We start from the raw sequence: 17,719 nt of genomic DNA, 5'->3' as shown, positions 1-17,719 counted from the left end.
GCCACAAGCGGCAGAGCTATTTCAACCACACCCGGCGCCCCTGGGTGAATGAACCATACGAAGGGCTCACCACGTCCCGCAGAACAACGTAGGGAGTTGTTGAGCTCGACCTCGTTGCCCCGTGACGACCGGCCGGCTTCACCTGCGGACCACGAACCCCATCGAGTCAACGTTCTCCACGGTCCAGCTCCGCACCGAGGTCACGCGAGGCGCGGGCAGCCCGGCTGCGCTCTCTCGTGTGCGGCGTTGAGGGGCAGGGGTCGTAAGTCCTCTCGCCAGGTCCTACAGGTGCGGCTCCGGCCGCAGGACGAGGTCGAGCAGCCCCGGGAAGCGGGCCTCGAACTCCGCCCGCCGCAGGCGGTTGACCCGGCGCGGTCCCTCGTCCCGCTGTTCGACGAGACCGGCTGCCCGCAGCACGGAGAAGTGGTGGCTGAGCGCGGCCTTGCCGACGGGTACGTCGAAGCTGCCGCAGCTGCGGGACCACTCGGCGCTGGCGGCCAGCTCCCTGACGAGCGTGAGGCGCACCGGGTCGGCGAGCGCGGCGAGCGCGGTGAGGACGGGTACCTCGTCGGGGTGGGTGTGCTCGGGGGCGGCCCGGTGGCTCGTGCCGGCCATGCCGTCCTCCTCGTAGCCGTGTTCCGCTTGCCGAGTGTTCGATGAAAACCATACACTCTCGAGTGTTCGATTCATGTTGAACACTCGCTGAGGGGTATGTGCCATGCGCGCGGTCGAGGTGCAGGAATACGGCGGTCCGGAGGTCCTGAAGGCGGTGGAGGCGGAGGTCCCCGAGCCGGGCCCCGGTGAGGTGAGCATCGACGTGGCGTACGCGGGCGTGAACTTCGCCGACCTCAAGGCGCGTTCGGAGGGCTACCGCGTGCCGGGGCTGCCGTTCCGTCCGGGACTTGAGGTCTCGGGCCGCGTCAGGGCCCTCGGCGCCGGCGTCACGGACCTCGCCGTGGGCCAGGAGGTGGCCGCGCTGACGCAGGGCGGCGCCTACGCGGACGTGGTCGTGACGGAGGCGACGGCGGTCTTCCCGCTGCCGGCCGGGGTCGACCTGCGCACCGGAGCCACACTCCCGTCCGTCCTGCCGACGGCCTACGCCCTCGTCCACACCGTCGGGCGCCTCCAGCCCGGCGAGACCGTCCTCGTGCAGGGCGCGGCGGGCGGGGTCGGCACGGCGGCCGGGCAACTGGCGAAGGCGGCGGGCGCGGCCGCCGTGTACGGCGTGGTGTCGAGCGCGGCGAAGGCGGCGTACGCACGGGACCACGGCTACGACGAGGTCTTCGTCGGCGACTTCGAGGAGCCGGTCCGGGAGGCCACCGGCGGCCGGGGCGTCGACCTGGCCCTCGACCCCGTCGGCGGCAGGACGCTGCGCGCGAGCCTGTCGTCCCTGGCCCGCTTCGGCCGCCTGGTCTCCTACGGCAACGCGAGCGGCGAGCCGGCCTGGACCGCGGGCCAGGCGGAGCTGTACCCGCGGGGCCTGTCGGTCGCCGGTTTCTCCATCCTGACGCTGGCCCAGACGGCGCCGGACGTGCTGCGGGAGCTGTCCGCCCGGGCCTTCGCGAAGGCGGTGGACGGCACGGTGACCCTGCCGGTCACGGCCGAGTTCACCCTGAAGGAGGCGGCGGAGGCACACCGTCTGATGGGTGCCCGGACGAGCACGGGGAAGCTTCTGCTGCGGGTCGCGGGCTAGTGGGCCAACGGGCTGACGGTGTACCGCGTTGCCGGCTGTTGAGGACCGGAGCCGGAACCGTGTGGCGGCGCCCCAATTGGCAACGTTGTCCCGGTCCGGGTGGGAGCGCTTTCTCTGTGTCTTGCCTACGGGTTACCTAGGGGATACCTCTACATGAAGCGTGGCCTCGGCAGTCAGTTTTGTCCGGGCGCCGTCACCCGCGTCTCAGTAGATTGCTGCTGCCGCCCCGGAGTGTCGTACCTGCGGATTTTACTTACCTATTGGGCGGCGGGGGTGGGACATGGAGCGGTCCGAGAGGGCGGCAAGACCTGCCGCCGGGGCAGCGGGCATGAGATGCCAGGTGGACATCGACGGGCAGGGCAGGTTCGGCTGGCGTCTGGTGGCGCCGAACGGGAGATCGGTGGCGGTGTCGCTCACCTCGCACGACACCCATGCCCGATGTCGCGCCGCGTTTCATCGCATGTGTGCGTTGCACTCCCGTACCGGGGGCGGAGTGCAGCACGGCTCCGACGGCGGCGGCTGGGTCTGGGTGGTCTGGGACGAGTCCGGCCGCCATCTGGCCGGCTCGGCACGGACGTACGAGAGGCATGCCACCTGCCGTGCGTCCTACGACCGGTTCCGCGCGACGATCGCCGAACTGGTATATGCCGGGCCGGAGTTATGGGGGGAGTGAGCAGGGGCTGATCCTCAGGTCAACCGGGGCTGCAGGGTCCCTGGTCGGGGGTGAGGTGTACCCGTGCGGCCGGGGCCGATGTTGCCCTCAGGGAACCCGTAGTTCACACCTCGGGATGGGCATGTCAACCGATGACACGGAGTGTCGGGACCGTGCCTTCGCTGAGAAGAACCAGACAGCCGCAGCCCGTGATCGCGGGTGGCGGCTCCACCGACGCCGGCGATCCCGACGTCCGAAGACGCCTGTACGCCGATCCCGGGCTGCCCGACCGGGTGTTCCGCGCGGTGCTGCGCTCCGGCGGCGGTCTCGTGCTGGCCGTGATGCTGCTCGTCGGCGGTTTCCTGCTCTACCGGGCCTGGCTGGCGCTGGACAGGGCCGGCTGGTCGTTCCTGACCACGGCCGAATGGGAGCCGGGCAGCGGGAAGTTCGGCATCGCGGCCGTCCTCGTCGGGACGATACTGATCGCGACCGTCGCGGTGTTCGTGGCCGTGCCCCTGGCCACCGGTGCCGCGCTGTACATCTCCGAGTACGCCTCGCCGCGGCTGCGCCGGACGCTGATCAGCGTCGTCGACCTGATGGCCGCCGTACCGTCCGTGGTCTACGGCCTGTGGGGCGTGTTCTTCCTCCAGGACAAGATCCTGCCGATCGCCCGCTGGATCTCCACGTACTTCGGCTGGATCCCCGTCTTCGACGTGCAGGGCGCCGACCCGAACGACCCGCTCGCGCCCGAGAGCATCTACACGTCCTCGACGTTCATCGCGGGACTGGTCGTCGGCATGATGATCGCGCCCATCATCTGCTCGATCATGCGCGAGGTCTTCTCCCAGGCGCCCGCCGGTGAGCGCGAGGGCGCCTACGCGCTCGGCGCCACCCGCTGGGGCATGATCCGCAGCGTGGTGCTGCCCTTCGGGCGCGGCGGGATGATCGGCGGCACGATGCTCGGGCTCGGCCGCGCCCTGGGCGAGACGATCGCCGTCTTCATGATCATCTCGGTGACCTTCCAGGTCCAGTGGCACATCCTGCAGTCCGGTACCAGCTCGGTCTCCTCGCTGATCGCCCTGCGGTACGGCGAGGCGAGCCAGTTCAGCATGTCCGCGCTGATGGCGGCCGGTTTCTCGCTGTTCGTCATGACGCTGATCGTCAACTTCGCCGCCTCGTCCATCGTCGCCCGCTCCCGCTCGGGCGCGGCGAGCGACGCCTGAGAGCCCCAGCCCCGTCTCCAGACCCACGGCGCCCGCAAGTCCCTTACGCCATACAGGAATGAGCGACCATGACCGTTGCCCCTGAAGCGCCCGGCGCGCGTCAGGCGACCGGACGCCCGGGCACCACGCTGCCGGGCCCGTCCCGCGGCGCCGACCCGGCCGGCGAGCGCCGCCGCGCCCTGACGCAGCTGCACGCCACGGACGTGTACGCCATGGCCGGTGCCGCCACCGGTGCGCTGTCGATGACCTGGCTGCTGTTCCACTGGCTGCTGCCGTTCAACGGCGTCGTCGGCTTCGTCGTCATCGCGTACGGCCTCTTCCTGCTGGTCTACGCCCTGCTGGTCTCCTTCGACGAGGACGGGCCCGCGATCGTCGACCGGATCGCGGCGGCGGTCGTACGGTCGATGGGCCTGCTGCTCGTGGTGATCCTCGCGTTCGTCGTGTGCTACGCGCTCGTCCAGGGCCGCAAGGCACTGGTGCACCTGAACTTCTTCACCCAGAGCATGGAGTTGGCGGGCCCGCTCCAGCCGCTCAGCGTGGGCGGGGCGCTGCACGCGGCGGCCGGCACCCTGATCATGATCACGATCGCGCTGCTGATCACCGTGCCGGCCGGGCTGGTCTGCGCGGTGTTCCTCAACGAGGTGCCCGGCGCCTACGCCCGGTTCGTGCGCACCATCGTCGAGGCGATGACGGCGTTGCCGTCAGTCGTCGCCGGTCTGTTCATCTACGCGACCGTGATCCTGGGCCTGGGCCTGGACCAGTCGGGCTTCGCCGCCGGTCTCGCCCTTTCGGTCATGATGCTGCCGATCATCATCAGGGCCGCCGACGTCGTCATCCGGCTGGTCCCCGGCACCCTGCGCGAGGCCGGCTACGCGATGGGGACGAGCCGCTGGCGCACGGTCTGGCACGTCGTCCTGCCGACCTGCCGCTCGGGTCTGACGACCGCCGTGATCCTCGGCACCGCGCGCGGCATCGGCGAGACCTCCCCGGTCCTGCTGACCGCGGGCTTCACCAACGAACTCAACCTCAACCCGTTCCACGACCCGATGGTCTCCCTGCCGCTGGTCACCTTCGAGTTCGTCAAGTCGCCCGAACCGAACATGATCTCGCGCGGCTTCGGTACGGCGGCCCTGCTCATGGCGCTGGTGCTGCTGCTGTTCGTCGCCGCCCGCATCCTCGGCGGCCGCGGCCCCGGCCACCTCACGCGCCGCCAGGAGCACCGGCGCGTCCTCGCGTCCCGGCGCGACGCGCGTCGATTCGCCGAGCGTGCCCCGGCCCCGGCACCTGCCCCGGCCGAGGCCCCGGCCCCCGGCTCCGCCCCGCACTCCACCGTCCGTACCGACAACGGGAGTTCGTCGTGAAACCCGCCACTCGTCTCCGTCTGGCGGCCACCGTGCTGTCACTGCTGTGCGCCCTGCTCGCCGTCCAGCCGCCGCCCGCCGCGGCTGCCTCCTACGCCAAGATCACCGGCTCCGGTTCGACCTGGAGCTCCAACGCCGTCCAGCAGTGGGTCCGCAACGTCAAGGCCAACTACGGCATGACGGTCAACTTCACGGCCAACGGCTCCTCCCAGGGCCGTGAGCAGTTCAAGAACAACACCGTCGACTTCGCGGTCTCCGAAATCCCCTACGGACTCAAGGAACAGGGCGTCACGGACACCCCGCCGAGCCGCGGTTACGCCTACATGCCGATCGTGGCCGGTGGTACGGCGTTCATGTACAACCTCAAGATCAACGGCAAGATGGTGACCAACCTCCGGCTGTCCGGGGACGTCGTCACCAGGATCTTCACCGGGAAGATCACCCGCTGGAACGACCCCGCGATCGCCGCGGACAACCCGGGCCTGAACATGCCGGCCCGTGCGATCGTCCCGGTCGTCCGCTCGGACGGCTCCGGCACCAGCGCCCAGTTCACGATGTGGATGTCGAAGGAGTACGGCTCCCTGTGGGCCGACTACTGCTCCCGCACCGGCCGCGGCAGCGGCAACTGCGGCATGACCTCCAACTACCCGCTGCTCAGCGGCTCCACGATGATCGCCAAGTCCGGCTCGCTCGGCGTCTCCGGCCATGTCCGCCAGCCCTCGGGCGAGGGCGCCATCACCTACGTCGAGTACTCCTACGCCAAGAACACCGGCTTCCCCGTGGCCAAGGTGCTCAACAAGGACGGCTACTACGTCGAGCCGACGGCCGCGAGCGTCGCGGTGGCGCTGACCAAGGCCGAGATCAACGAGAACGAGGCGTCGGTCAACTACCTCACCCAGATCCTCGACGGCGTCTACACCAACGCCGACGCCCGCACCTACCCGCTGTCCAGCTACAGCTACATGATCCTGCCGACGAAGGTGGAGTCCGGCTTCACCGCGGCCAAGGGCAACTCGCTGGGCACGTTCGGCCGTTACTTCCTCTGCGACGGCCAGCAGCAGGCGGACGACCTCGGCTACTCGCCGCTGCCGAAGAACCTCGTCCAGGCGGGCTTCGACCAGCTCCGCAAGGTTCCGGGCGCGCCCACCGGCAGCATCGACATCGACAACTGCCGCAACCCCACCTTCTCCGGCGGGGTCAACACCCTGATCAAGAACGCGCCGTACCCCAAGTCCTGCGACAAGAAGGGGCCGACGCAGTGCACCACCGGCACGGCCGGCGCGGCGGGCACCGACACCCCGGTGAAGCAGGGCGCGACGGGCGGTAGCTCCTCGGGCGGCTCCGGTTCGTCGGCCGGCGGCTCGTCGACCGGCGGTTCCTCGGCCACGGGCGGCAGCGGTACCGGTGGCACGGACACCAATGGTGACGGCACGCCCGACGCCGGCGCGAGCGCCGTCGGCGGTACCTCGGGGGCCACCGTCGACCCCGACACCGGTGAGGTGGTCAGCGGCGACGGGACGGGCAGCGGCGACACGAACGTGGCCGCCAACCCCGTCGCCCTCGCCTCCGACAACAGCCTCGGGATGCGCGGCGCCCTGATGGCCCTGTCGGCCGTACTGCTCGTCGCGGTGGTCGTCGGGCCGCCGCTCACCGCGCGGCTGCTCGCGGGACGTTCGCGCCGTAAGGGAGAGCTGTGATGAGGAGAGGGCTGACGACACGGATGTCTCCCGGTCGGCGCCGGGTGACCGCGGGGGTCGGCTGCCTGCTGTCCGCGCTGGTGCTGGCGGTGCTGCCGCTGCCCGAGGGGGCTGATCAGGCGCAGGCGGCCACGGCCGGGAGTTCGGCGGTGACCAAGACCGGGGCGAAGGGGGTGTACGGCGACGACTTCTCGAATCTCAAGGTCACGGTGCATCAGACGGAGGACCTGGCCGGGCAGGGCGTGCGGGTGACGTGGACGGGCGGGGAGCCGTCCGGCAACGTCGAGACGAACTTCCTGTCGATCATGCAGTGCTGGGGGGACGCGGCGTCCGGGCCGGACCGTACGCAGTGCGAGTTCGGGCTGGCGGCGGGCGGGCAGAAAGGGGACGGCCGGGCCGTATACCGGGGCGACACCTCGGGCCATGACCCGCTGGAATCCGACTCCTCGACCCCGGTCGACAAGAACGGCACCCACTACGTGCCGTTCCGGCCGGTCGGCGGGCAGGGGGACTCCACCACGGGCCCCACGGACACCACGTATTTCACCGATGGCGACACCAACGCCGACCCGTTCATGCCGAACGACGGGGACGGCGGCGGCGACATCTCGTTCGAGCTGAAGTCGGCCGTGGAACAACCGGCCCTGGGCTGCGGCGCCCGCACCACTTCGGCCGGCGTGATCCAGCCGTGCTGGCTGGTGGTCGTGCCCCGCGGTACCCACGACCCCAACGGGAGAACACACATCGGAGGCGACCAGGTCACCTCCTCGATCAGCCAGTCGAACTGGGACCAGCGCATCGTGTTCCGGCTCGGCTTCGCGCCGGTCACGGACAACTGCGACGCGGACAAGCCCGAGCGCGGGATCATGGGTTCCGAACTGGCCACCGACGCCATCACGTCATGGCAGAGCGCGCTGTGCAGGAGCGGAACCTACCGGTTCAACTACACCCAGTCCGGTGAGCAGCAGGCTCGGTCCGCCGTGACCTCGGGTGACCCGCTGGCGGGGCTCGCCATGACGGTGGATCCCGTCGAGCCGGTCGACGGGGCGGCCCAGGTGGTGCACGCGCCCGTCGCGGTGACGGGGCTGACGATCGGTTTCGTCTGGATGTACGACGCGACGGGCGGCAGCCGGCCGCTGACGGAGCTCAAGCTCAACCAGAGACTGCTGGCCAAGGTACTCACGCAGTCGTACCCCCTCAGCCTGGTCAAGCCGGGCAACAAGGTGCCCGACTACCTCTCCGGCAACCCGGATTCCATCGTCAAGGACCCTGAATTCCTCCAGCTCAATCCCGGTCTCGCGAGTCAGGCGGCCGCCAACGCCCCACTGGGTCTGGCCGTGACCCTGGCCAACACCGACTCCGCCAATCTGGTGTGGAAATACATTCTGGCGAACAAGGACGCGAAGGAGTTCATCGACGGGAAAGCCGATCCCTGGGGAATGAAGGTCAACCCCTCGTACGAGGACGGGGTGGTCTCGGATTCCCTGGATTTCTTCCCCAAGGCCGACATCGCGCCCACCACGACGGACTGCGGGGGCGGCAACACCACCACGACCACATACACCGGGCTGGACGTCGTCCCCTATGTCAACGACATGCACGACGGGGCACTGAAGGTACGCCGTGGTGACATCGGCACCGCATATGACTGCACTCTCACCGCCGACGTGCCGAAACTGACGCCGGTGGGTCGTCCCATTCCGACGAAACAGCGCCAGTTCGGTGTGGTGGACAACGCGTCCGCGGTGCGTTACCAACTGGGCGCCGCCGCCTTGGCGAACGCCGACGGCAAGTACGTCATGCCGACCGACGAGTCCCTGCTCAAGGCGGTCGCCGAGATGCCCGACTCGGACGTGGCCGGCGTCAAGGCGTCCGATCCCACCAGGATGAAGGACGGCGCCTATCCGCTGACCGCAGTGGTCTACGCGGCGGCCTCGCTCGACCAGGCCGAGGACGCCCGCCAGGACTACGCCAAGGTGATGCGCTACGCGGCCGGTGCGGGACAGACCCAGGGCACCGCGAAGGGCGAACTGCCCTACGGCTACGCCCCGTTGCCCACCGCCATGCGCACGCAGGCGGAGCAGGCCGCGGACCGGCTGGAGAAGGGCGTGCCGGACGCCGACGGGTCCTCCGGCGGCACGTCCGGAGGCGGCGACGACCTGAGCGGCACCGGCAGCGGCGGAGCGGCGGGCGGCGGCGTGGCCGGCGGCACCGGCGGCGACCCGGCCGGGACCTCGGGTGCCGCGACCGGCGCCGACGCGTCGGACACCGCCCGGCCCTCCACCGCCCCGAGCGAGACCGACCCGGCCAAGCAGAACGTGGCCCAGTCCGGCGGCTACACCCCGTCGGAGGTGCTCGGGCTGATCCGCTGGGTCCTGCTCGGGGTTCTCGTCGCCGGCGGAGCGGCCGCGCTCGCGGGGCCGGTGATGCGGCGGCTGTCGGTACGCGGGGCGGCCTCGACCCCTTTCCACGGAGGGAAAGCCGAGTAATCGCCGGATTCCCATTGCCGGGGTGTATTCGGGCCCCGGGGAATCCGCATACCGCCCAGTGAGTTCCCTTGGATTCACCTAGGCAATGGTTTCGTAACCTGATGACCGGTTGGAATTAGTGGCCGGGGGATGCGGGTCTGCGGAATTGTTCTGCGTGGCCGGCCGACGGGTCGGTGCCGAAACCGGCCGACGGGTCGGTGGCGAAAAAAGAAAATCCGGATCTGCTTGCACGTCCATTGCTTGATCCGTTTCAACGGAGGAGAAATCAAGTGAACGTCAAGTCCCGCGTGCGCATCGGTGCCGCTGCCGGTGCGGTCGCCCTGGGCCTGGGCGCCCTGGCCGCCCCCGCCGCCTACGCCGACCCCAGCTCGGCCACCGACTACCGTCAGCTGGCCGGTGTCGGTTCCGACACGACCCAGGACGTCGTGAACGCCCTGGGCAACGCGATCACGAACAGCGGCGGCAAGGTCATCGCCTCCTGGAACGCCACCGGCTCCAGCACGATCACGACCAAGGGGAGCGGCAGCTGCACGATCAACCGCCCCGACGGCTCCGGCGCCGGCATCACCGCGCTGAACACCGCTCTGGACGGCAGCACCGGCTGTGTGGACTTCGCCCGTTCCTCGCGTGGCCCGAACAACACCACCACCACGGACCTGACCTTCATCCCGTACGCCAAGGACGCGGTGTCCTGGGTGAAGCAGGACGGCAGCGCCCTGCCGGACGACCTGACCACGGCCCAGCTCAAGGCCATCTACGAGTGCACCCTGACCTCGCTCAACGGTGTCACCCTCACCCCGATCCTGCCGCAGTCGGCCTCGGGTACCCGCGCCTTCTTCCTCAGCTCCATCGGCGTGACGACCCCCGGCTCCTGCGTCACCTCGAACTCCACCATCCAGGAGAACGACGGCTCGGTCGTCGACAGCGCGGGTGACATCTTCCCGTACTCCGTGGCCCAGTACACGGCCCAGGAGACCTCCGTCGTGGACGACCGCCGCGGTGAGGCCGTGCTCGGCTCGGTGAACGGTGTCGTCGCGCGCAACGAGGACGACCTCTCGCTGAACCTCTCCTTCCCCTACCTGCGGAACGTCTACAACGTCGTCCCGACCGCCAAGCTGTCGGACGCGCTGATCGCGGACACCTTCGTGGGCACCGGCTCGAAGGTCTGCACGAACACCAGCATCATCACCGACTACGGCTTCGGCACCCTCGGCAGCGACTGCGGCAGCACGACCCTCAAGGGCGAGAGCTGATCACCGCCCCATAGCCGCACAACGGCCGGGCACCCCACGGGTGTCCGGCCCTGTCGGCGTACTCATCCACTTCATCCACGGCCGAGACCCCGCGGGGGGACCACCACATGAATCACCGTCTCGCACAACTCAGATCACCGGTGGCGCTGTTGACCGGCGTCGCCCTGCTGTGCGCCGCCCTGGCCGGGGTCCTCGCCTTCTCGGGCCGGGCCCATGCCGCCACCCAGCTCGGCAAGTTCACGCTCACCCCCAGCACGGGCAGCATCTCGACCTACCCCATGGTCACGTCGGTGACGACGACCGCCGGCTGCCCGGACGACACGGTCGGCAAGGCGGCCGTCCTCAAGGTGTTCAGCCCCACGAGCGACACCACGCAGGCCACCCTCGGCCAGGGCGCCACCAAGATCGTGGCCGGCACGGCTCCCTTCACGATGAACGTGACGACCCTGGCCGCCGCGAAGAGCCTGGAGGCACGGCTGCGCACGTGGATCCCCGACGGATCCCTCGACGGCACGTACACCCTGGGTCTGGGCTGCGGCGGCGGCACCGACGTCCCGGTCTTCCTCGCCAAGGTCCGGGTCACGGGCGACACCTGGTCCCTGCTCGAACAGCAGGCCACGACGCTCGCGGTGAGCGCGGCCTCCGACGTCGCCGTGGGCGGCGACCTCAAGCTCACCGCCACGGTGTCGCCCGCGTCGGCGGCCGGCTCCGTGGAGTTCAGGAACGGTGACACGTCGCTCGGCACCGCGCAGGTCACGAACGGCACGGCCGAACTCACCGTCAAGGCACCCGCGATCGGCGGCCCGCTGCCCTTCAGCGCCGTGTTCACCCCCACCGACGCCGACTCCTACTCCGGCGCCGAGGCCAGTGGGACCGCGAACATCGACTACGTCGTCTCCGCCAAGGACGCCGACGGCACCGCTCTCGGCGACAAGCCGACCCTGTACGTCGGCCAGAAGGTGAAGGTCACCGTCAAGGGCTTCACCCCGGCGGCGGCCGCACACGTGACCCTCTCCAACTCCACCGCGACCTTCGCCGACGTGACGGCGAACGCCGACGGCGCCGTCGCGGACTACGCGTTCACCGTGCCAAACGCCCTGACCAACGGCGACCACGCCCTGAACTTCTCCGAGAAGTCGGGCATCTACGCCGCCTTCGACTTCGTCAGCACCGACCAGGCCCCCTCCGGCCCCAGCCCCTCCGACAACCCCGACCTCACCGTCACCGACGAGGACGGCAACACCCTCGGCACCGACCCGAACCTCGAAGCCGGGCAGAAGGTGAAGATCACCGCCCGCGGCTACACCGCGAGCGCCGCGGTCAAGGTCACCCTGGCCGACAGCGACTCGACGTTCGAGGACGCCGAGGCGAACTCCGACGGGACCGTGGAGAACTACGCGTTCACGGTCCCGAAGGACATCGAGGACGGCGACCACACGCTCACCCTCGCCGAGGACAAGACCGACGGGCACAGCGTCGACTTCGCCTTCACGACCGGCTCCGACGACTCCAGTGAGTCCCCCGAACCCAGCGCCTCCGCCTCGGACTCCAGCGGCACGGACACGGGCGGTACCGGCAGCGGCGGTGCGGACACCGGCGGCTCGACCGGCGGTGACAGCGGCGGCTCCGGCAGCGGCGGCGGCTCCATGGCCTCGACCGGCGCCCAGGTCGGCGCGATCGGCCTGGCCTCCCTCGCGTTCCTCTCCGCCGGCGGTGCCCTCGTGCTCCACATGCGCCGCAAGGGCCTGCTGACCTTCGGCGGTGACACCCCGCAGCACCACTGACCGACCGGCACCGGCCGACAGGCGGACGGACCGGCCCGGAGGCGCACGCCGACGCGCCCCCGGGTCCGCCCGTCCGCCCGCCGCGCAGGAAGTCGTACCCAGTCGTAGAAACCCTCCGCTTCGAGGAGCGCACCCCGTGACCACCCTCGCCCCGCCCCCGCCGGCCACCGAGCCGCGACAGGAGACCCCGCGGCCTCCCGCCCGCCCCGGGCTCGCGCTCGCCGGGGCGGCCCTCTGCGTTCTCGCCGCCGTCCTCCTCGGCTTCGCCGCGAACCTCACGATCGTCGGCCACCTCCAGCACGCCCGCGACCAGCAGACCGCCTACGACGAACTGCGCAGGGAACTCGCCCTGGGCACCGCCCCGGTGGGCCAGCGGGACTACGAGGGCAAGCTGCTGAAGGCGGGCGCGCCCGTCGCCCTGCTGCGGATCCCCGCCCTCGGCCTCAAGGAGGTCGTCGCCGAGGGGACCACCTCCGAGGTGCTGATGGCGGGGCCGGGGCATCGGAGGGACACTCCGCTGCCCGGTCAGGCCGGGACCACGGTGATCATGGGCCGCCAGTGGGGCTACGGCAGCCCGTTCCACGACCTGTACCGACTGCCCGTCGGCAGCCGCATCGACATCACCACCGGCCAGAGCAAGTCGGTCTACGAGGTCACGGGCGTCCGCCGGGCCGGCGACGCACTGCCCGCCCCGGTCGCCGAGGGGCAGGGACGGCTCACCCTCATCACCGCGACCGGGGCGCCGTACACCCCGAGCGGGGTGCTCCGGGTCGACGCCAAGCTGGTGACGCCGGTGCAGCCCAACCCGCCCCGCGATCTGCGGGCGGGCTGGATCGCCGACTCCGAACAGGCCCTCGGTACCGATTCCGGCGCCTGGCTCGGTGTCTTCCTGTGGACCCAGGGCCTGCTGCTCGCCGCGCTGCTCGCGGTGGTCGCCTTCCGCGTCTGGGGCCGCTGGCAGACCTGGATCTGCGCGGGCCCGCTGCTGCTCGCGCTGGGCCTCGCCGACTCCCAGTCCATCACGGCACTGCTGCCGAACCTGCTCTGAACCGACGGACCCCGAACGGAAGTTGACCCAGCGCATGTCCGAGAACACCGATCTTGTCGACACCGTCGTCCAGCCGCCCGTCGAGGCCGGCCGTGGCGGCGGACCCCGCTTCGGGGACGGCCCCGCCACCCTGCGTGCCGATGCCGTCTCCGCCTGGTTCGGCGACCACAAGGTCCTCGACCGGGTCTCGCTCACCATGCCCGCGCGCCAGGTCACCGCGCTCATCGGCCCCTCCGGGTGCGGCAAGTCGACCTTCCTGCGGATCCTCAACCGGATGCACGAGCTGATCGGATCGGCCTCGCTGGCGGGCCGGGTGCTGCTCGACGAGGTGGACATCTACGACCGCGGCCGGCGCATCACCCACGCCCGCCGCGAGATCGGCATGGTCTTCCAGAAGCCCAATCCCTTCCCCGCCATGTCGATCTACGACAACGTCGTCGCCGGTCTCAGGCTCAACGCCATCAGGGCCTCCCGGGACGGCAGGGACGACCTGGTCGAGGAGTGCCTCACCAAGGCGGGCCTGTGGAAGGAGGTCCGGGACCGGCTCCGGCAGCCCGGCGGCGCGCTCTCCGGCGGTCAGCAGCAGCGGCTGTGCATCGCCCGGTCGCTCGCGGTACGGCCGCGCGTGCTGCTGATGGACGAGCCGTGCTCGGCGCTCGACCCGACGTCCACCCGCCGTATCGAGGAGACCATCCACGACCTCAAGGACGAAGTGACGATCGTCATCGTCACCCACAACATGCAGCAGGCCGCCCGGGTCTCCGACAACTGCGCGTTCTTCCTCGCCTCGCACGGCACACCCGGTGTGATCGTCGAGCACGGCGACACCCACGCGATGTTCAACTCACCTCAGGACGAAAGGACTTCGGACTACGTGAACGGACGTTTCGGGTGACGGGGCGGCAGCGGCCGGGCGCCGGTGGTGTCGCCGCGGCGCTGGTGGCGGTGCTGCTCCTCGCCGGGTGCGGGGCCGGGGCCGGGGTCGGGGTCGGGGTGAGAGCGGGGGTGCGGGTCCCGGACACCGCGGACCGGGTGTCCGCGAGCGCGGTCGGCCGGGTGCCCGGGCCGGACCTGTCCCGTCGGGTGCCGGTCACGTCGTCCCGCCGTCCGAGCGCCTCCGGCACCGAGGCCACCGCGCCGCGGGCCGCCGCGGGCGCGGCTGGGCTGCCGGCCGGCACCACCATCCGGATCGGTACCTGGTCCGCGGGTGTGGTCCGCGGTGGGCAGGACGAGGTGGACGCCTGCAAGGACGCCGTGCAGTGGGCGGGCCCCAGCAGCTACCTGGTGCGGGACTGACCGCTCACGGTGCGCTCGGCCACACCAGCAGCATGTACGCCCCGCAGTACGCCGAGCCCGCGACGGCCGCCGTCAGGGCGAGTACGCGTACGCGTGTCGAGGCACGGGCGAGGTGGCAGGCCACCGGGAGCAGGAGGGGGAAGCCGGGGAGGAGGAAGCGGGCGCGCGGGAAGTAGACGCCGCCGCTGGCCGCCACGATCAGCAGCAGGACCGCGCTGAAGACGAGGAGCGGGAGCGGTTGGCGGTCCGCCGCCGACAGTCCGAACAGGACGACGGAGGCCAGCATCGTCAGGCTCACCACGACCAGGAACAGCTCCGGCCGCGAGACCTGCCCGAACAGGTGCCGTAGCCAGCGCAGGGTCTCCGCGCCGCCGTCCAGCTCGTTGTGCCACATCCGCTGTACGGCGAAGTAGCCGTCCCAGCGGTGGAGTCTGAGGCCCACCCAGCCGACGTACCCGCACCAGCCGAGCGGGGCCAGCAGTGCCGCCGTCAGGGCGCGGGGCGAGAAGCGGGTCCGGAGGGAGAGCAGGGCGGTGACGGTGACGGCGGCGGCCACGGCGATGCCGGTCGGCCGGGTCAGGCCGGCGAGTACCGAGCCCGCCGCCGCGTACAGCCAGCGCTCGGTCAGCACCGCGTACAGCGTCCAGGCGGCGAACGCCGTGAACAGGGACTCGGTGTAGCCCATCCACTGGACGAGTCCGACCGGGTACGCCGCCCACAGCACGGTGAGCAGCACCCCGACGCGGCGGCAGGCCAGCCGGTCGCCCACCGCGAACACCCCCCAGGCGGCGGTCAGCGACGCCAGCCAGGCGAGCGCCAGGCCGGTGCTGGCCCGGGTGCCGGGGGTCAGCACCGCGACGGCTTTGACCAGGAGTGGGTACAGGGGGAAGAACGCCAGGTTGTTGTGGTCGTACGCGGTACCGAGTACGTGGGTGTACCCGTGGTCCGCGATGCCGAGGTACCAGCGGGAGTCCCACTGTGTCGCCAGCATCGGCCACACCCCGTGGTGCCGCCGGTGCGCCCACACGGCGAGGAACGCCAGCCCGGTGAGACGTACGGCGAGGTACGCGGCGAGCGCGGGAGCCGCCCGGCGCAGGGCGTGCCGGGGGGCGGCGGTCGCGGTGGGGTGGTGGGGTCGTCGGGTGCCCGGGATGTGCCCGCGGGGGGCGGTGTCGGGGGCGGTCGAGGACACGGCGGCGGCTCCAGTACGACGGCTGCTTCGGCGGGTGTTACCCGTTCACCGTTTCCCGGCCACCCGGGCGGTGCGCGGAGCCCGCGTCAACTGCCGCCGGGAAATCACCCGATGGGGTGCTGTGGAGCCGTACATGGGTCAACGCCGGGGGGCGCCCCTGAGGGGACGCCCCCTCAGGGGCGCCCTCCCGGGTGTGTCAGATGCCGGCCGCTGCGGACAGGTCGCGCTTGATGGCCGTGAGCAGGTCGGCCGCGGTGGCGCGGGCCGTGGGGAGGCCGGTGTGGTCGGCCACCGGGACCACTACCTCCAGGTAGCACTTCAGTTTGGGCTCGGTGCCGCTGGGGCGGACGATGACGCGGGCGCCGGTGAGGGTGTAGCGGAGGCCGTCGGTGGGGGGCAGGCTGTCCGTGCCCCGGGTGAGGTCCTCGGCCCTGGTGACGGGGAGGCCCGCGAGTTCGGTCGGGGGGTGCTCCCGGAGCGTCTGCATGGCCCGGGCGATGACGGAGAGATCCTGGACGCGGACCGAGAGCTGGTCGGTGGCGTGCAGGCCGTGCTCCACGGCGAGGTCGTCGAGGAGGTCCAGGAGGGTGCGACCCTCCTCCTTGAGGACCGAGGCCAGTTCGGTGATGAGGAGGGCCGCGGTGATGCCGTCCTTGTCGCGGACGCCGTCGGGGTCGACGCAGTAGCCGAGGGCCTCCTCGTAGCCGTAGCGCAGGCCGTCGACGCGGGCGATCCACTTGAAGCCGGTGAGGGTCTCCTCGTACGGCAGGCCGGCCTTCTCGGCGATGCGGCCGAGGAGGGAGGAGGAGACGATCGACTCGGCGAAGACGCCGGTGGCGCCGCGGCGGACCAGGTGGGCGGCGAGGAGGGAGCCGACCTCGTCGCCGCGGAGCATGCGCCAGTCGCCGTTGTCCTTGACGGCGGCGGCGCAGCGGTCGGCGTCCGGGTCGTTGGCGATGATCAGGTCGGGGTCGTCGGCGTGGGCCGTCGCGAAGGCGAGGTCCATCGCGCCCGGCTCCTCCGGGTTGGGGAAGGCGACGGTCGGGAAGTCGGGGTCCGGTTCGGCCTGCTCGGTGACGAGGGTGGGGGCGGGGAAGCCGGCGCGGGCGAAGGCGGCGAGGAGGGTGTCCTTGCCGACGCCGTGCATCGCCGTGTAGACCGTGCGGGCGGTGCGGGGGGAGGTGGGGGACAGGACGGCGTCCGTACGGGCCAGGTAGGCCTCCAGGACGGTGTCGTCGAGGGTCTCCCAGCCGGTGTCGGGGCGGGGGATGTCGTGCAGGGTGGTGATTGCGTGGATTTCGGCGGCGATCTCCGCGTCTGCGGGCGGGACGATCTGGGAGCCGTCGCCGAGGTAGACCTTGTAGCCGTTGTCGCGGGGCGGGTTGTGGCTGGCGGTGACCTCCACGCCGGCGACCGCGCCCAGGTGCCGTATGGCGAACGCCAGGACCGGGGTGGGCAGGGGGCGGGGGAGTACGACGGCGTTGAGGCCGGCGCCGGTCATCACGGCGGCGGTGTCGCGGGCGAAGTCGGCGGACTTGTGGCGGGCGTCGTAGCCGATCACGACGGTGCCGGTGCCGGTGCCGTGGCCCTGCTTCCTGAGGTACGCGGCGAGGCCGGCGGCGGCTCGGATGACGACGGAGCGGTTCATGCGCATCGGGCCGGCGCCGAGCTCGCCGCGCAGGCCGGCGGTGCCGAACTGGAGGGTGCCGCTGAAGCGGGCCGACAGTTCGGTGAGGTCACCGGCCTCGATCAGCTTGGCGAGCTCGTCGCGGGTTTCCGGGTCGGGGTCCTCGGACTGCCAGGCTCGGGCCCGGGCGGTGAGATCGTCGTGCACGGTCGTCGTCCAACCTCTCGTGGTGTGCCTGCGGCGCATGCGCGGCTTCGGTGGGGGTGCGCGTGGCGCCTACGGTTCGGGGTGGGTCGGGGCCGGGGGGGGGGGGGGGGGGGGGCCGGGGGGGGGGGGGGGGGGGCGGGGTGGGGGGGGGGGGGGTCCCCGCCGCCGCCGGCGGGCACAAACCCCCCCCCCCCCCG

Annotated in this window: 14 protein-coding genes; 11 read left to right on the top strand and 3 right to left on the bottom strand. The window is 71.3% G+C overall.

Going from position 1 to position 17,719, the window contains the following annotated elements:
- Window positions 1-282 precede the first annotated feature (282 nt).
- The gene (locus ACFWPS_RS48810; protein ID WP_383719457.1) at window positions 283-615 is read right to left on the bottom strand and encodes an ArsR/SmtB family transcription factor; all 333 of its coding nucleotides are present in this window, start codon (window positions 613-615) and stop codon (window positions 283-285) included.
- Between the two features lie 103 nt (window positions 616-718).
- Between ACFWPS_RS48810 and ACFWPS_RS48805 the strand changes: the two genes are divergently transcribed.
- The 11 genes from ACFWPS_RS48805 to ACFWPS_RS48755 all read left to right on the top strand — a co-directional run bounded on the left by ACFWPS_RS48805 (window position 719) and on the right by ACFWPS_RS48755 (window position 14,496).
- The gene (locus ACFWPS_RS48805) at window positions 719-1,693 is read left to right on the top strand and encodes a zinc-binding alcohol dehydrogenase family protein (RefSeq protein WP_383719455.1); all 975 of its coding nucleotides are present in this window, start codon (window positions 719-721) and stop codon (window positions 1,691-1,693) included.
- A gap of 340 nt (window positions 1,694-2,033) precedes the next feature.
- Window positions 2,034-2,366 carry a hypothetical protein gene (locus ACFWPS_RS48800; protein WP_383719452.1) on the top strand — a complete coding sequence of 111 codons (333 nt, stop codon included), beginning with the start codon at window positions 2,034-2,036 and terminating at the stop codon, window positions 2,364-2,366.
- A gap of 152 nt (window positions 2,367-2,518) precedes the next feature.
- Window positions 2,519-3,568: a phosphate ABC transporter permease subunit PstC gene (gene pstC / locus ACFWPS_RS48795; protein ID WP_383719449.1), complete on the top strand. Its 1,050-nt coding sequence runs from the start codon at window positions 2,519-2,521 to the stop codon at window positions 3,566-3,568.
- A gap of 68 nt (window positions 3,569-3,636) precedes the next feature.
- A complete protein-coding gene (pstA, locus tag ACFWPS_RS48790) occupies window positions 3,637-4,929 on the top strand; it encodes a phosphate ABC transporter permease PstA (protein ID WP_383719446.1) in 1,293 nt (430 codons plus the stop codon).
- The gene (gene pstS, locus ACFWPS_RS48785) at window positions 4,926-6,626 is read left to right on the top strand and encodes a phosphate ABC transporter substrate-binding protein PstS (protein WP_383719443.1); all 1,701 of its coding nucleotides are present in this window, start codon (window positions 4,926-4,928) and stop codon (window positions 6,624-6,626) included. Before pstA ends, pstS begins: the two co-directional genes overlap by 4 nt.
- A complete protein-coding gene (locus ACFWPS_RS48780; RefSeq protein ID WP_383719440.1) occupies window positions 6,626-9,115 on the top strand; it encodes a hypothetical protein in 2,490 nt (829 codons plus the stop codon). Before pstS ends, ACFWPS_RS48780 begins: the two co-directional genes overlap by 1 nt.
- Before the next feature lie 269 nt (window positions 9,116-9,384).
- Entirely contained in the window at window positions 9,385-10,368 is a 984-nt protein-coding gene (locus ACFWPS_RS48775) for a substrate-binding domain-containing protein (protein WP_383719437.1), read from the top strand.
- A 107-nt stretch (window positions 10,369-10,475) separates the two neighbouring features.
- A complete protein-coding gene (locus ACFWPS_RS48770; RefSeq protein WP_383719434.1) occupies window positions 10,476-12,152 on the top strand; it encodes a hypothetical protein in 1,677 nt (558 codons plus the stop codon).
- A 136-nt stretch (window positions 12,153-12,288) separates the two neighbouring features.
- Window positions 12,289-13,200, top strand: a complete 912-nt coding sequence (locus ACFWPS_RS48765) for a sortase (RefSeq protein WP_383719431.1) — start codon at window positions 12,289-12,291, stop codon at window positions 13,198-13,200.
- 34 nt (window positions 13,201-13,234) lie between these two features.
- Window positions 13,235-14,095, top strand: a complete 861-nt coding sequence (locus tag ACFWPS_RS48760; protein WP_383719428.1) for a phosphate ABC transporter ATP-binding protein — start codon at window positions 13,235-13,237, stop codon at window positions 14,093-14,095.
- Entirely contained in the window at window positions 14,092-14,496 is a 405-nt protein-coding gene (locus ACFWPS_RS48755) for a hypothetical protein (RefSeq protein WP_383719425.1), read from the top strand. The genes ACFWPS_RS48760 and ACFWPS_RS48755 overlap by 4 nt, the downstream gene beginning before the upstream one ends.
- A 4-nt stretch (window positions 14,497-14,500) precedes the next feature.
- Here the strand turns inward: ACFWPS_RS48755 and ACFWPS_RS48750 are convergent, their stop codons facing one another.
- Together ACFWPS_RS48750 and ACFWPS_RS48745 are read right to left on the bottom strand one after the other, a co-directional pair.
- Window positions 14,501-15,688 (bottom strand): hypothetical protein, encoded by a 1,188-nt coding sequence (locus ACFWPS_RS48750; protein WP_383719422.1) that lies wholly within the window; start codon window positions 15,686-15,688, stop codon window positions 14,501-14,503.
- A gap of 196 nt (window positions 15,689-15,884) precedes the next feature.
- A complete protein-coding gene (locus ACFWPS_RS48745) occupies window positions 15,885-17,522 on the bottom strand; it encodes a phospho-sugar mutase (RefSeq protein ID WP_383719419.1) in 1,638 nt (545 codons plus the stop codon).
- Window positions 17,523-17,719 lie beyond the last annotated feature (197 nt).

It is taken from the genome of Streptomyces sp. NPDC058457 (genome assembly GCF_042720695.1).
Lineage (GTDB): Bacteria > Actinomycetota > Actinomycetes > Streptomycetales > Streptomycetaceae > Streptomyces.
The sequence above is the reverse complement of the archived record's forward strand: the minus strand, read 5'-3'. Positions and strand labels throughout refer to the sequence as shown.